The organism is Burkholderia sp. HI2714 (assembly GCF_002223085.1).
GTDB lineage: Bacteria > Pseudomonadota > Gammaproteobacteria > Burkholderiales > Burkholderiaceae > Burkholderia > Burkholderia lata_D.
Genome location: NZ_NKFM01000063.1, coordinates 1 through 13464, shown reverse-complemented (window position 1 = coordinate 13464; position 13464 = coordinate 1). Strand labels below are relative to the sequence as shown.

16 protein-coding genes are annotated in these 13464 nt (G+C 60.3%); 6 read left to right on the top strand and 10 right to left on the bottom strand.

Annotation, left to right across the window (positions count from 1 at the left end):
• The first annotated feature begins 132 nt into the window (after positions 1–132).
• Positions 133–996, top strand: coding sequence for a class I SAM-dependent methyltransferase (locus CFB82_RS35505; RefSeq protein WP_089487053.1), 864 nt, complete (start codon positions 133–135; stop codon positions 994–996).
• Positions 997–1312: 316 nt separating this feature from the next.
• Here the strand turns inward: CFB82_RS35505 and CFB82_RS35500 are convergent, their stop codons facing one another.
• Positions 1313–2260, bottom strand: a complete 948-nt coding sequence (locus CFB82_RS35500) for a GlxA family transcriptional regulator (RefSeq protein WP_089487052.1) — start codon at positions 2258–2260, stop codon at positions 1313–1315.
• A gap of 165 nt (positions 2261–2425) precedes the next feature.
• Positions 2426–3409, bottom strand: coding sequence for an AraC family transcriptional regulator (locus tag CFB82_RS35495; RefSeq protein ID WP_089487051.1), 984 nt, complete (start codon positions 3407–3409; stop codon positions 2426–2428).
• A 205-nt stretch (positions 3410–3614) separates the two neighbouring features.
• Here CFB82_RS35495 and CFB82_RS35490 point away from each other — a divergent pair, with 205 nt between their 5' ends.
• On the top strand, positions 3615–4451 hold the full coding sequence (locus CFB82_RS35490; protein WP_089487050.1) for an alpha/beta hydrolase: 837 nt from the start codon (positions 3615–3617) through the stop codon (positions 4449–4451).
• Positions 4452–4495: 44 nt separating this feature from the next.
• Here the strand turns inward: CFB82_RS35490 and CFB82_RS35485 are convergent, their stop codons facing one another.
• The 7 genes from CFB82_RS35485 to CFB82_RS35455 form a co-directional block, all read right to left on the bottom strand.
• The gene (locus tag CFB82_RS35485; RefSeq protein ID WP_089487049.1) at positions 4496–5056 is read right to left on the bottom strand and encodes a glutathione peroxidase; all 561 of its coding nucleotides are present in this window, start codon (positions 5054–5056) and stop codon (positions 4496–4498) included.
• A gap of 306 nt (positions 5057–5362) precedes the next feature.
• Positions 5363–5689, bottom strand: coding sequence for an EthD family reductase (locus tag CFB82_RS35480; protein ID WP_089487048.1), 327 nt, complete (start codon positions 5687–5689; stop codon positions 5363–5365).
• A 247-nt stretch (positions 5690–5936) separates the two neighbouring features.
• Positions 5937–6491 carry a hypothetical protein gene (locus CFB82_RS35475; RefSeq protein ID WP_143751018.1) on the bottom strand — a complete coding sequence of 185 codons (555 nt, stop codon included), beginning with the start codon at positions 6489–6491 and terminating at the stop codon, positions 5937–5939.
• Entirely contained in the window at positions 6492–6839 is a 348-nt protein-coding gene (locus tag CFB82_RS35470) for a hypothetical protein (protein WP_143751017.1), read from the bottom strand. It abuts the gene before it with no gap.
• Positions 6840–6991: 152 nt separating this feature from the next.
• Positions 6992–7453 (bottom strand): lysozyme inhibitor LprI family protein, encoded by a 462-nt coding sequence (locus tag CFB82_RS35465; protein WP_256990624.1) that lies wholly within the window; start codon positions 7451–7453, stop codon positions 6992–6994.
• 93 nt (positions 7454–7546) lie between these two features.
• Complete coding sequence (locus tag CFB82_RS44270) at positions 7547–8551, bottom strand: hypothetical protein (RefSeq protein WP_256990623.1); 1005 nt, start codon at positions 8549–8551, stop codon at positions 7547–7549.
• A gap of 186 nt (positions 8552–8737) precedes the next feature.
• Positions 8738–9202, bottom strand: a complete 465-nt coding sequence (locus CFB82_RS35455; RefSeq protein ID WP_089487044.1) for a GNAT family N-acetyltransferase — start codon at positions 9200–9202, stop codon at positions 8738–8740.
• 150 nt (positions 9203–9352) lie between these two features.
• Here CFB82_RS35455 and CFB82_RS35450 point away from each other — a divergent pair, with 150 nt between their 5' ends.
• The 3 genes from CFB82_RS35450 (at position 9353) to CFB82_RS35440 (ending at position 11819) form a co-directional block, all read left to right on the top strand.
• Positions 9353–10015, top strand: a complete 663-nt coding sequence (locus tag CFB82_RS35450) for a GntR family transcriptional regulator (protein ID WP_083265970.1) — start codon at positions 9353–9355, stop codon at positions 10013–10015.
• The gene (locus CFB82_RS35445; protein ID WP_089487043.1) at positions 9999–11240 is read left to right on the top strand and encodes a dicarboxylate/amino acid:cation symporter; all 1242 of its coding nucleotides are present in this window, start codon (positions 9999–10001) and stop codon (positions 11238–11240) included. Before CFB82_RS35450 ends, CFB82_RS35445 begins: the two co-directional genes overlap by 17 nt.
• A 174-nt stretch (positions 11241–11414) precedes the next feature.
• Entirely contained in the window at positions 11415–11819 is a 405-nt protein-coding gene (locus CFB82_RS35440; protein WP_089487042.1) for a hypothetical protein, read from the top strand.
• A 385-nt stretch (positions 11820–12204) separates the two neighbouring features.
• Here the strand turns inward: CFB82_RS35440 and CFB82_RS35435 are convergent, their stop codons facing one another.
• A complete protein-coding gene (locus tag CFB82_RS35435) occupies positions 12205–12519 on the bottom strand; it encodes a hypothetical protein (RefSeq protein WP_069249650.1) in 315 nt (104 codons plus the stop codon).
• 202 nt (positions 12520–12721) lie between these two features.
• Here CFB82_RS35435 and CFB82_RS35430 point away from each other — a divergent pair, with 202 nt between their 5' ends.
• Positions 12722–12937, top strand: coding sequence for a hypothetical protein (locus CFB82_RS35430; protein ID WP_069249651.1), 216 nt, complete (start codon positions 12722–12724; stop codon positions 12935–12937).
• The last annotated feature ends 527 nt before the right edge of the window (positions 12938–13464 follow it).

The following is a 13464-nucleotide window of genomic DNA, read 5'->3' as shown; positions in this document are numbered from 1 at the left end:
GGGTCAGCGGATTTCATAGAGGCCCGCAGCGGCGGTATCGACTGCATCAAGGCCGGATATAGAGCTGCAGCCCATCCTGTCTGTCGGAACACACGAGAACTGTTGCAAACGGGACGCGTTCATATAGATGACATGGCAGAGCAAAGTGCCGATCAGGCCGGTGACTGGAATGGTCAAAGCGGGGCGCGCTGGGTCGCCAACCAGGCCCGGCTCGACGCCATGGTGGCGGTGTTCGGCCAGGCCGCGATAGAAGCCGCCGCGCCCGCGACGGGTGAGCGCGTGCTGGACATCGGCTGCGGCGCGGGCGCGTCGAGTCTGGCGCTGGCTGCCCACGTTGGCGCGGGAGGGCAAGTGCTGGGCGTCGACATATCCGAACCGCTGATCGGCCGAGCGCGCGCGCTTGCGCGACAGGATACGCCGGCCCTGTTCCAGGTGGCCGACGCCAGCAGCGCCGAGCTGCCCGAGGGCGCGTTCGACATCCTGTTCTCGCGTTTCGGGGTGATGTTCTTCGACGATCCGACAGCGGCGTTCGCCCACCTGCGACGCGCGCTGCGGCCTGGCGGGCGGGTCGCTTTCGTCTGCTGGCGCAGCGCGGCCGAAAACGATTGGGTGCGCGTGCCGATGGGCGCGCTCAAGGGCATCGTCCCGCCAAGCGCGCTGCCCGCTCCCGAAGCGCCCGGCCCATTTTCGTTCGGCGACCGGGGGCGCGTGGCACGCATCCTGACGGCGGCCGGCTTCACCGATATCGCTATCGCGCCCTTCGATGCTTCGGTCCCGTTCGGCGAGGGCGGGACGCGAGACGCGGCGATCGACGACGCGGTGAAGATGACGCTCGAGGTCGGCCCACTGTCGCGTTTGCTCGCTGATCAGCCCGACGACATCCGCGCCCGCGCCTCGGCCGCGGTTCGTGCCGCCTTCGCGGGCCTCCCCGGCGAGCGGTCGGTGATGATCGACGGCGCGGCGTGGATCGTCACGGCACGCAATCCGGCACGCTGACAGCGATTAACAGGGGGACGCCCCGCTCCGTGGGGCTGTGCGCCTTTGGGCGCTCAGACTGATGTCCCTTCTGGTTGGGAAGCCGCCACTAGCGAGCCAGGGGCTTTGATGGCAGGGTACAGCATCGCGCGACACTCGAAATCGTCGGCGCACGTGATTAGGAATGCAATTCAAATATTTTGCCGACATCGCCACTCGGAGAAGGACTCCCGGACAGAGCGTTTCGCATCATCAAGCGCGAGTTCGGATATCTGAACGTATCCTTGGAAGGACCTCGGCCAGTCAGCGCGCAGATCGGCCGGCTGACGATGGTCGATCAGCGCGCGCCGTTCGATCGGCTCTCGCGTCGAATCGCTTGCGGCGGGTGCCCATGCAGTTTGATGAAGGCCCGCCGCATCCGTTCCGGGTCGGTGAACCCGACAGCCAGCGCAATCTGTTCGATCGGTTCGCTGCCCCCCTGCAGGCGCAGCCGCGCCGCTTCGACGCGCAAACGCTCGACCGCCTTCGCAGGTGTTTCACCGGTTTCCCGGCGAAATGCGCGCCCGAACTGTCTCAAACTCAAACTTGCGGCCTCGGCGAGCCGTTCGACAGGCAACGCTTCCGCCAGATGTTCCCGCGCGAAATTCAGCGCGATGCGGATGCGATCCGATTCCGGCTCCATCTGCGACATCGCCGAGAATTGGGACTGACCGCCTGGCCGACGATACGGAACCACCAAGAGCCGGGAGACAGCGCGCGCGACCTCCGCGCCCATATCTTTTTCAATCATGCCGAGCGCCAGGTCGATTCCGGATGCGATGCCCGCCGACGTCCAGATGCGGCCCTCCTCGAGATAAATGCTGTCGCCCTCGACCCTGGTGCGAGGAAAGCGCGACTGCAATTGGGCAGCGTATCGCCAGTGCGTCGTCGCTCTCAAGCCGTCCAGCAAGCCCGTTTCCGCAAGCAGAAACGCCCCCGTACACACGCTCGCCACCCGCGCAGCCCTGGCGCCCAGTTTTCTGGCTGCGGCGATGTTCTCCGGCGTCTGCATCGGATCGATGTCACCGCCCACGAAGATGACGGTGTCGAACGTGCGCCTGCCGATCGGCTTCGTGTCGACCGACAAGCCCGTATTGCCCGGAACCGGGCCGCCGGACGGCGAGATGACGTGGAGATCATAGGGCGCGTGGCCCGCCGCCGTGCCGACCTGGTTGAAGGCCGACAGTGGCCCGCCCAGATCGAGCGCATCGTAGCCACGGCAAACGAAGAATCCGATTCGATGCATGATGACGTCATTGACTGGAAATCCCGTAAAGTCGCATTTTACGAGGAACCCTCAAATGGCGCCATTCAGCCTGAAATGAGGGAAAAACGTCGTTTACGTCGTGATCGATTGTCCGTATGTCTAGCTGCTGACATCGACCAGGCCACAATGGCAGTCAGGCCCACCCTACTCCGTATTCACCTTCCGCCACTGCATCGGCGACATTTCGTACCGTCCTCGAAACGCGCGACTGAACGCTGCTTCCGACGAATACCCAACCCGACCAGCGATATCCGAAATCGGCGCGCGGCTGTACCGCAACAACTCCGCCGCCCGATCGAGGCGCCAGGTCGTGAGGTAGCTCAACGGCGCCTGCCCCACGACACGCTGGAACCGGTCCGCAAAAGCCGACCGCGACAGATTCGACAACTCGGCGAGATCACTCACGCTCCACGCACGCCCCGGGTCGGCATGAATGGCCGACATCGCCAGGTTGATCCGGCTGTCGATCGCGCCGGACAGCCACCCGTGCCCTGCCGAACCCTCCGTCGCCCAGGTACGCAGCAACTGGACGAAGATGACGTCCAGCAACCGGGAGATCATCGCGGCGGCGCCCGCGCGCGGGCTCAACGCCTCGTCGAGGATGAAATGGCAGCTCAGCTCCAGCCATTCGAACGGCCGCTCCCGCAACCCTTTCAGCACCAGCACCGGCGGCAGCACGGACAGCAACCGTTGCGACAGCACGCCGTCGAATCCGAAGTCGCCGCACAGCCAGGTGGTGTCGCCGCTCCCGATCGTCAGGCGCTCGCGATCGTAGTACTGTGGCGCGAGATCCGTGACGAGACTCGCTGAGCGACCCGGCCGGTCGGAGATGACATGGCCGTGGCCATGCATCAGCATGACCAGGTCGCCCTGCGATGCGTGATAGCGCTCGTCGAGCCCCTCCACTTCGATCGCCACGCTGCCGCTACGGATGATGTGCAGACGATACTTGCCGGCAGGAAAGCGCAATCCGAAAGGCGCCGATGCCGCGCACGTGAAGACCGTATTGCCGCGGATGCGGATCAGCTCCAGCACGTCGGAAAAGGCATCCCGCTTGAAGGCGAACGGATCTGCGTCATCGTCCAGCGCCGTCGGCGTTTGAGCAAAGAATTCCGGCTTTTTGGCCATGTCGCGTACTCGAATGGTCTTTATGATGGACACATCATTCACGCTGAACGACGCCGGTGTCAAAGACTAATCTCAAGTATGTGGCACACCGCAATCGCGTAGTACCCCTTGTTTCGATGCTGGCAAGCATGGGGCGGACGGATCCGGAAACACCGAGGTCTCACGGGCGTGATGTTCGTCATCCAGCGATCACAGGAGCAGGGATATGAACCCGGAAACGCGTACCGACACGGTTGTACTGATTCACGGCCTGTGGATGACGCCGTTGTCGTGGGAACATTGGGTCACGCGCTACGAGCAGCGCGGCATGCGCGTCATCACGCCGGGGTATCCGGGCGTCCAGCCGGGCACGGCCGGCGTCGAGGCCCTCCGCCGCGACCCGTCGCCGCTGGTGAATCTGGGCGTGCGCGAGATATTCGATCACCTGGCCCGGACCATCGCGGCGCTCGACACCAAGCCGATCATCATGGGGCATTCGTTCGGCGGCGCGTTCGTCCAGCTTCTTCTCGACGCGGGTTACGGCTCGGCCGGTGTCTCGATCGACGGCGCCGCGGTGAAGGGCGTATGGGCGCTGCCGTTCAGCGAGATCAAGGCGACGTTCCCGGTCCTGCGCAATCCGGCCAACCTGCATCGCGCTGTGCCCATTACCGAGAAAGAGTTTCACTACGCATTCACGAACAACCTGAGCCTCGAGGAATCGAAGCGGGTTTACGACCGCTACGCGGTACCCGTGTCGGGGCGCATCCTGTTTCAAGGCGGGTTCGCGAACGTCAACCCGAATGCCCCGACGCGCTACAACTTCGCGAACGGCGATCGCGCACCGCTGCTCTTTATTGCCGGCGGCAACGACAACATCCTGCCACCGGCCGTACAGCGCGAGAATTTCGAAAGGAATGCGAAGGGCTCGCGGGCCGTTTCGGCGTACAAGCTGTTCGACGGCCGCAGCCACTACACCTGTGGCGAGGAAGGTTGGGAGGAGGTTGCCGATTTCGCGCTCGACTGGGCGCTGGCGCCTGCGGCGGGAGATCTCGGCAAGGGTTGAGTTGCCGGCCAATGGCCCATAAACGGCCATGGCCGTGAATCCGCCTACTCGCGTGCAACAACGGTCTTGGCCAGCTCCGCGTTGATGGCGGCGACCAGCGTCGGGTCGTCCGCGGTCGTATCGGGCGAGAAACGCGCGACCACTTCGCCCGTGCGGCTCACGAGAAACTTCTCGAAGTTCCACAGCACCTCGGGCGCCGGGTTCGGTTGAATGCCGTAGCCTTCGAGGCGCGCACGGAACGGGCCGTCGCCGGTCGCCTGCGGCTGCGCCTGGGTGAGCGAGCGATAGAGCGGATGCTTGTCGTCGCCGATCACGGAGATTTTCGAGAACAACGGAAACTTCACGCCAAAGGTGCCGGTGCAGAACGACTGGATCTCCGCATCGGTGCCCGGCTCCTGGCCCTTGAAGTTGTTGGCGGGGAACGCCAGCACTTCGAGACCTTCGGCGCGCTTGCCTTCGTAGAGCGCCTCCAGACCTTCGTATTGCGGCGTCAGCCCGCATTTGGACGCCACGTTCACCACCAGCAGCACTTTGCCTTCGTAGGAACGCAGGGTTGTTTGCGCGCCGTCGATGGCGTTGACAGGAATATCGTAAATCGTGCCCATGTCTGCATCCTTCAATTGATCAAATTGATTGGCGAACCGCCGGAATCGCGGTGTATCGCGTTCACTGGAAAACCTTGCACGTCGGTCAGCAAAGGCGCGCTGTCGACGCTCGTGATCTGCGCGTAGCAGCGCCCCATCCTACTGGATCGGTCAACTTCTTGCTTGCAGGCGCGGGCCACTGGGTCAAACAGGCGGCCTCGAAAGACACGAGACTGCGATACCCCGGCTGAATGCTTGCATCAGCACTGCCCTGTTGCCGAGGTATGCAATGTGCGGATGCGGTGCCTGGCGATACCCGAACCTTGGTCAGACTTCGGAACGCTCTACGACCACCTCACTGATTTGAAGCACGGGTTGTATGTCCGTGTAATTGGCGATGTCGGCCATGATCTCCTGCGCGTGCGGGTCGCGGGCCGCCTCGAAAGCTTCGACAGACGTGCAGACAAAGTCGCACTTAGCCACGTAGACAGGATCAGTGCCCGGAGCACCGCCTGCGATGCCCTTGTCCACCGTGTAGTACAGACATGCCGCACCGAGCCGCTGCTTCACCATTGGCATGTGCTTCTCGCGGTAGTAAGCATGATCGAATCGCGCGCCTGCGGCGTATGGGTACATGACACTGACTTTGATCATCGGGTTCTCCTGTTGCTGCACGGTAATCGAGGCGCCAACGCTCGCGAGACGACATCGAGGTCGCCAATTTATGGCGTGGCGAAGGCTTTTTTTCAGAATCGGCGTACCGATTATTCTGATTGTAAGCACGGGCGAACCCGTCTTGCCAGTTTGGTGGCGCTGTGTGTCCAACGATGCGGGAGCCGTTCGGCGATGTCGGATGCTTTGAGGCCGTTCAAAATCCCGACGGCATATCACTCGATGGCACTCAGTTGTTTCGGGACGCAAAACCTGCAGCGGCCTCACGGATGCGTGGGGACTTCGTCGTGGCTGCCAGTTGATGCAGCGTGTCGAGTAACGAAATGCCGCCAACTTCCTCTATGCCGGCATTCAGCAGTCGCCCGACCATGCAGACACCGAACTCGCTGGGCTGTCGTGCGATGGACCGAAGAAGCTCCTGCTCATAATTCGGCAACGATTCGAGTCCGTGGAGAACGCCCCATATCACGCCAAAACCGTCTTCCTCCGGGTAGCGCTCAAACACGCTCAGAAGCGCCGGTATCGCCTGTTCTGGATGCCCTGCCTGCCAGAGCTCGGTAACGAGCAAATCCAAGGCAAGCCAGTTGCCGTCTTCAGGGACGAAGGTGGCGATGTCGTGAGCGATATCCGCGGTGGCTCGAAACATGGAAAGGAGTGGCGCAATTTTTTTGCTTGAGAGATCTGAATCTATCTCGACTGTTTGTGCATGGCCAATATGCCTGGCAGAGTCGCTGCCCCTTTGTTGGCTACGAGTTGCGCCCAAAGGCAGCACTTGGCGGCTCACTCAGGTTGCCGTAACCGGTCCGCCACAAACGGGACAGACGATGCGTTTGGCATAGCTGACGAGCGTGAGTCCGCAGCAAGTTCCCTCTTGGCTCGGCCCGTGCCCGTCGTCGATAAATTCCTCAGGATCTTGAGGCCGCGCGAGCACAAGAAGCGTCCAGGGTGATGGTACAGCGGACGCCTCATCGAATCGGTGAACCTCCGCGAGCACGAGTTTGGCCGACTGCCATTCCGGACGCCCCACTTTGGCCTCGCGCGCCTCCAACGCCAAAGCGATCACGTCGACCAGCTGCCGTTCCGGCAGCGAAGTCAGGGCATCCACCAGTTCTCGATTTTGCAAAAAACTCATCGAATTAACGATCCTATCCGATCAATGTGAGGCGAAGACGGCAGTTGTATAGCTTTCAGATCGTCGCGGTCAGCGCTTCTTCTTTCACTGGGCGCACCAGCCTCTCTCCAGTAGCCGTCAACCTGGCAATACTGTCTTTATCTGGCGCTGCGCTAATCATGGCTCACTTGCTTGAGCCACGCGTTCAATTCACGCGTACGATCACGTGTTCGGTCGATTTCGCAAGTCAGTAGATCAAGATTACGATCTGCGCCCGCCTCGTTTATCAGATACCAGGCGGTACACTCGTTGTCGAGAAAACGGACCCATTGCCGCTGAGCCTGGACAAATTTCACCTTGAGTGCCGGATAGTCGACGTACTCGTCACGTGGCCGAGACATCGACTTCAAAACCTTTTGGTAAGTGCGGTTCAATTCGTCGTCTACTTGCTGAAATTCATCTTGGCTACGCTGCAGCAAGCACTCGGGCGCCACGCTATCCGGTGTGCAATTCCGCGCTTGCGCAGCGGTGAACCACGAACATGCCAGCGCCATGGCGACGCCGAGCGCTGCGCGACGACGGTTGAACGCCGCTGCGCGGATATGCACGCTTGCTCCCATTCCTGTTTTTCCCATTCATATTGCGATCGGAGTCATTCTCGCGTCGATCGCGGTCAACAGCGCCGATCGCAGCCGCCAATCCACTGCGAAAACTCGCCGGATTCGTCCTTACGAAGAGGACGGTTCGACGCAATCACTTCGACGAATCAAGACCCTTACCGCGCGCAACAGATGTTGATTTATCGTCGGAATCAGCGTTGCCGGAATCTCGTAAGGGCCTGCGGTGCGGAAATCGGCTGCGTGCATGATGTGAACCAGTCCGACGTTGAACTGAACGAACGCTTCAATGGTCTGGTCGTTCCGCATGGCCGCCTTCATTGCATCTTCATCGAACCAGTGCGACGAATAGAGTGTGAACGTCGGTGCGTCGACGGGAGGAAGCGCCCGGAAGCCTGCGTGAACGAGCCAGTCGAATTGCGCCCGGTCCACCTTGACGATACTGGACTTGCCGTAAAGACTGGTACCGCTGCGCGCGAGATGGTCGATCCACCAGTCGTTTTTCCATCGCTCGTAACCGAGCAACGCACCTTCCAGGCGCTCCATGTTCTCGCAGCCATCGCCGTGCAGGTTGATGTTCTGACGAAAAAATTCCAGCGCCGGGATACGCCACTCCTCGACTTTGAGCGTATACAGGATTTGCCCGATTCGACGCGCTGGGCGGCCTGGCCGGGCCGGTGCATCAACGATGATTTCGTGCGAGTGCAAGACGCCTTGAGCCACATACTCGTCGAAGCGTGCCTTGAGTATGACCGACGGCAGCCATTCGCTGTTGAATTCGATGAACCCGAATGGTTTGCGCCCTTGCACCATCAAAGCCAGCTCGTAACCTGTATGGACAAGGTAGGGGATGCGAACACCCGTATCGACATACTTCGAGATAACGGCATCGCGCGAACCATGGTCGAACGCGATCGCGAAAGCGTCGCAAACGGCCGCGCACTGTGCCGGCGACAGAAGATAGTAGTCGTCGAGGTCCGCATCCTCGGGTGCGTCCGGGTCGACCAACCGCCGCAGCGCATCCAGGTCGTCGGTTTCGAATCGAACCTCGAGGCACGGGTACAGAAAGTCCGGATCGATCGCCGACAGAATGAATGGGGTGCTCGGATAGCTCATGGCAGTTTCCGGTGCGTCAGTTTGAAGACATCGACATACGACAGGTCACCTTCGATCGCTGATTTTCTCAGGTTGATCGTAGAAGTCCATGGACACCGGACGCAATTGGAGACGGCTCAACGCAGAAACGCTGGACTAGACTACGCAGACACCATCTAGTCGTCTGACGTCAGAAGCAGACGAAAATCAGCCCCCGATCTGGCGCCGCATGAGAAAGAACCTCATGTCGTCGCGCCCCGGCATTGAAATCGGTTTCGGATCGCGATTAAAGCCGAGCATTTCATAAAATGGGTACGCTGATTCGCGTGCCGTACACCAGAGCAATAATCCACGCTGTTCGCGGGCATAACGAATGGATAGATTGACCAGAAGGCGTCCGAATCCCAAACCACGCACCGATGAATGGACGGCCATGCCGCGAAGGCGCCACGCTTCAGCGTTCAAAACACCGGCTTGTCCTTCTTGACACACGGACGCCACCGCCACAATACCGTCGTTATTACGAACGGCAAAATGCATCGTCGTCGGGGCGAAGTCTCCGGGTAGAGCGCTCCCCTCTTCATCTCCGGCCATCAAGATTGCGGCCCTGAGCGGATAGGTTTCTTCCGCACGAACGGCGCAGATGGTAAAGCGCACATCTTGTGAAGTCATCTAATTATCAGCTCGCTTCATGACGCAGATTTTCTTCCGGTTCGCGTTCGGCATACCCACTCGCAAAATTATCAGTTGCCGAACGTTACCAGTAAGGGTAATTTCCTATCCGTTATCTCTTTTTCAATCATACGCTAACTGCGATCACAGATGACGTCGAAAGTCTCGACAGATGCAGAGCTTGCCTACGACGAGATCCGATCGAGGATCTTTGACGGCCGCCTTGCGCCTGGGCAGAAAGTATCCCATCGGGGCCTGTCTGACGAACTCGGCTTCGGCCAAATGCCCGTGCGCAGCGCATTGCATTTGCTCGAGTCCGAAGGGCTGGTCGTCGTGATCGAAAAAAGTGGAACCTATGTCGCCTCGCCGACAACGAGCGATCTCCGCGAAATTTTTGAAATGCGGCTGGCCCTCGAGAGTACAGCGGCATTTCTTGCAGCCAGGTCGGGCGTAACGGCAGACCTTCGCGACGCAGCAGAGAAAATGCAAGACCTGATTGACCGGGACGTCGCGGACATCATGCTCGAGCAACGTGTCGGCTGGGTCTTTCATCAAGCGTTATTTGCTGCAGCAAGAAACGTGCGAATCTCGTCGGCGTATGGTCTATTGCGAGCCCAGACATTAGCGCTGAACGAACTCCCGCGTAGCGACGACGAAACTGTTCGGCGCGGCACGATCGAGCACCTGAAAATCTTTCACGCAATCGAAGCGAACGACGGCGAGCTTGCGCGTCAGCATATGTGGAATCACATCGTTGACGGTACGCCCGCACGGATAAAACTACTAAAGGCGCGGCATGAACACGAAAAATAAGGGACTTTCCCTCCCGATTCAAATGCTTGGCGGGCTTGTCCTGGGCGTCGCTTGCGGCGTGTTTGCTCCTGGCTTTGCCGGGAAGCTGGGCTTTCTCAGCGCGATGTTCGGCCACGCGATCAAGATGGTCGTCATGCCGTTGATCTTCCTGTCGGTCACGGTCGGTGTCTTTCGTGCGGGCCGACTGCGCGAACGGCTTGGCAAGGTCGCACTATCCAGTATCGTCTTCTTCGTCTTGATGACCGGCCTGGCTGCGTCGCTCGGCCTGCTGCTCAACTTTGCATTTCGACCGGGTCTTGGTGCGAGCCTCATTCACTCCGGATCGATGCCCACCGCGCTCGCGTCCAGCATCGACTGGACGAAATTTCTCGTTGATTTGATCCCCGCGAACATCGTCGCTGCGCTCGCCGCAGGGAATTCTCTCCCGGTACTCGTTTTCGGTGTCATTTTCGGTGCGGCCTTGTCGGCTGCCCCGGAGCGTGCCGAGCCCGCGATCGCCGTTTTCGAGGCGCTTCTGTCGGGGCTGTTCAAGATGACCCAGTGGGTGATCGCATGGTCGCCGCTCGCGATCTTCGCCGCGATCGCGCAGTTGCTGTCGGCCAAAGGCTTCACCGGCGTGCACTCGCTCGTCGAGCTTCTGGGCGTGGCCTATCTCGGCATGGCGGTGCTGGCGGTGGTACTCACCCTCGTCATTCGCGTCGCCGGTCAGTCGCCTCTCGCCGTTCTCAGGAAGGTGAAGGAACCGCTGATCCTTGGTTTCACGACGCGATCGTCCGAAATTACCTACCCGTTGCACCTGAAGAAGCTGGTCGAATTCGGCGTTCCCCACGGCGTGGCGTCCACGATCTTGCCGCTCGCCTATATTTTCAATCGCGACGGCGCGGTCCTTTACACGGCCCTTGCGGTCGGCTATCTGGCCGACGCATATCATCTCGCCTGGTCCTGGCCGCTGGTGATCACGATTTTGATTTTGACGATCATCACCATCGACGGCGCAGCCAATGTGCCCTCCGGAGCGATCGTAGCCATCACCATCGTGCTGACGTCGATCGGATTGCCGGCCGATGCGGTGCTGCTGCTGTTGGGCGTCGACGCCTTTTTCGACATGGGGAGAACCGCCCTCAACGTCTACGGGAGCACGGCCGCAGCGGCTGTTGCAGTGAGACTTTCCGGTTCGGAGGACAGTATCGCCGCCGACACCGTGACGCGTCAGGCGAGCCTCTGAGTACCTCGGAAGCGACGGGCGCAGGGCGCTTCACTGTTGCGCCTGCCCATTGCAAGGCCCCGGGGCACATCCACTCGAGTATCCGGGTACGGCGAAGAGAACAGGATTGGATGAACGTTCGTTTCCATTGATCTTCAGTTAGCAGAACAACGGATCTTTTGCAGGAGAAACAGTATGGTTGGTTCAGAGTCTGCGGATTATTTCATGCTGCGCCTAGGCACGCCGCATCCGACATGGGCGTTGACGGATGACAGCGACATGATTGCCATTGGCAATTGTGACGGCGTGGTGAGTGCCCTGTTCGAGCTGGATCGCAACCAAATCGCACGGATTAGAGGATTGGGCCAATCGGTGGAGAGAATCAAGTGTATGTGCGACCGCGCTGGCCGGGAGCTGCACTTTTATCTCCATGGCAGACAGGTGTCTCGCGGCGTGTGGGCCGGGGTCGCGTCGGCCGATCCCGACTATCTGCCGACCGCCGCGATGATCGCCACATGGACAGTTCCGAAGAAGCCCTGCGATGCCTTCAATTTTCCGAACGTGAGTGCACGTCTGGTCGCATCCGTTAGCCCAGCCTAAACTGCGATCACAGATTATTGCGCAAGGTCGAGCCGGAGAAGCCCTGACTTTCGGGGCCGATCGTTTGAGATGCTCGCCTGGCTGCACGCGCACGCCGTTCAGTGTCTTTGGTTCTGGCACACTCAACCTCGGATCGCCAGGACCACTTTGCTGGCCAGTTCACCGGCCAGCGCTTTTCATTCATGGGTATGCAGTCATCACGCGACGCCCTTTCATCGCGCCGCTCAATCACGAGACTACGCGGAAGCCCGCAAAAAGCATCCCGCCAACACTGCAGCAGTACCTGCGCCGCACGCGACAAGACGTAACGCGTAACGCTCGCCAAGCCCCACGCCCGTCCGCTCCAGGACCGAAAACTCCGCTCTCCTCAATCGCCCTACGGCGCTCACAGCATCACCGCCCAAGCCGCCGGCTCGCCCCGAGCAATCCCCGGCCGGACAAAATCCGAAACATTCAGCGAAACCGTATCGGCTTTCGCCTTTGAGCGCGTCTTCCGCGCGACTGCCAGGATCGGCGTCAAATGCTCGTAAAAGCATTCGAGCTGTCGTGCGTCAGACGCCAGTCGCTCAAGGTCGCACGCCTTCTCGAGAATCAATCGAGCAATATGAAAACGCTGAAGTCCGTGACCGACCCGAATCTGAAACACGACGCCATCGCTGCTATGCGGCACCCCCGCCCACACAAGCGAACTGCGATCCATAAAGCCTCCAATAAGTCCAAATCGTCACACCAATATGCCAGCCATCTCCGGCATTGCATATTTGTATTTCAAAATTGTGGCGTTTCACACATTGGCATTTTCTTAAAACTCGAATATTGCGCCGCAGCAAAAGTGTCCGTAGACTGGGTTGACGCGTCCGATGTAGTTGCCCCGCAATTGCCCCACGACGGGAGAGCACGCGATGACGACTTCTTCACCAGCACTGGGCCAAGGCCCCCCCGCGCTCCACGTGTTCCAGCAAGATGGCGGCTGGCACTGGGGCATCACGGTTCCTCGCTCCGCGGGATCCGGCTTCAAACTGATCGCATTCAGTACCGACGTCTTTTCCACGGAAGACACTGCCCAACGCGACGGCGATCGGGCGTTGGCCTCCATCGTCGCCCGTGACGTGCATTGAATGCGGCGGATCGAGCCATTGCGCCTTCCTTGAATTTTCACAGTCAACTGCAATACTCCTATCACCCTTCGTTGCGAGACCGCTTACCGCGCACGATGACGGACTTCGCCACTCGTCTGACCTACCCGATCGTCAGTGACGATCCAAGCCGGCCGCTCTCTTCCCGCGGCCTCGGTTGCGGTACGTTGCAACCAAGCTCCGGGCGAACGTCATACGAGAAAAGTGCGGCACAGAGGCTGCCGCAACCACGCAATGGCGCATCGTGCTCGAAAGCAATCGAGAGACGATCATTGCCGCGGTCAAGCGACGGACGTTGGCGAAAGGCAGCCGGCAGACCCCACTCGACCCGTCAGACTTCTCAACCGAGGCCTGCTTGCGGGCCGGCATGCCGATAGCCGACAGGAGAATTGAAATGAACGCGTCCCACCCACGCACGTGAGAGCAAGAGAGGGGTGGATCCTCACGGGCCAACGGCATCGATGTGCCCAGGTGGAAAATGCACGCATTTCCCGGCAACCGGAGGATCC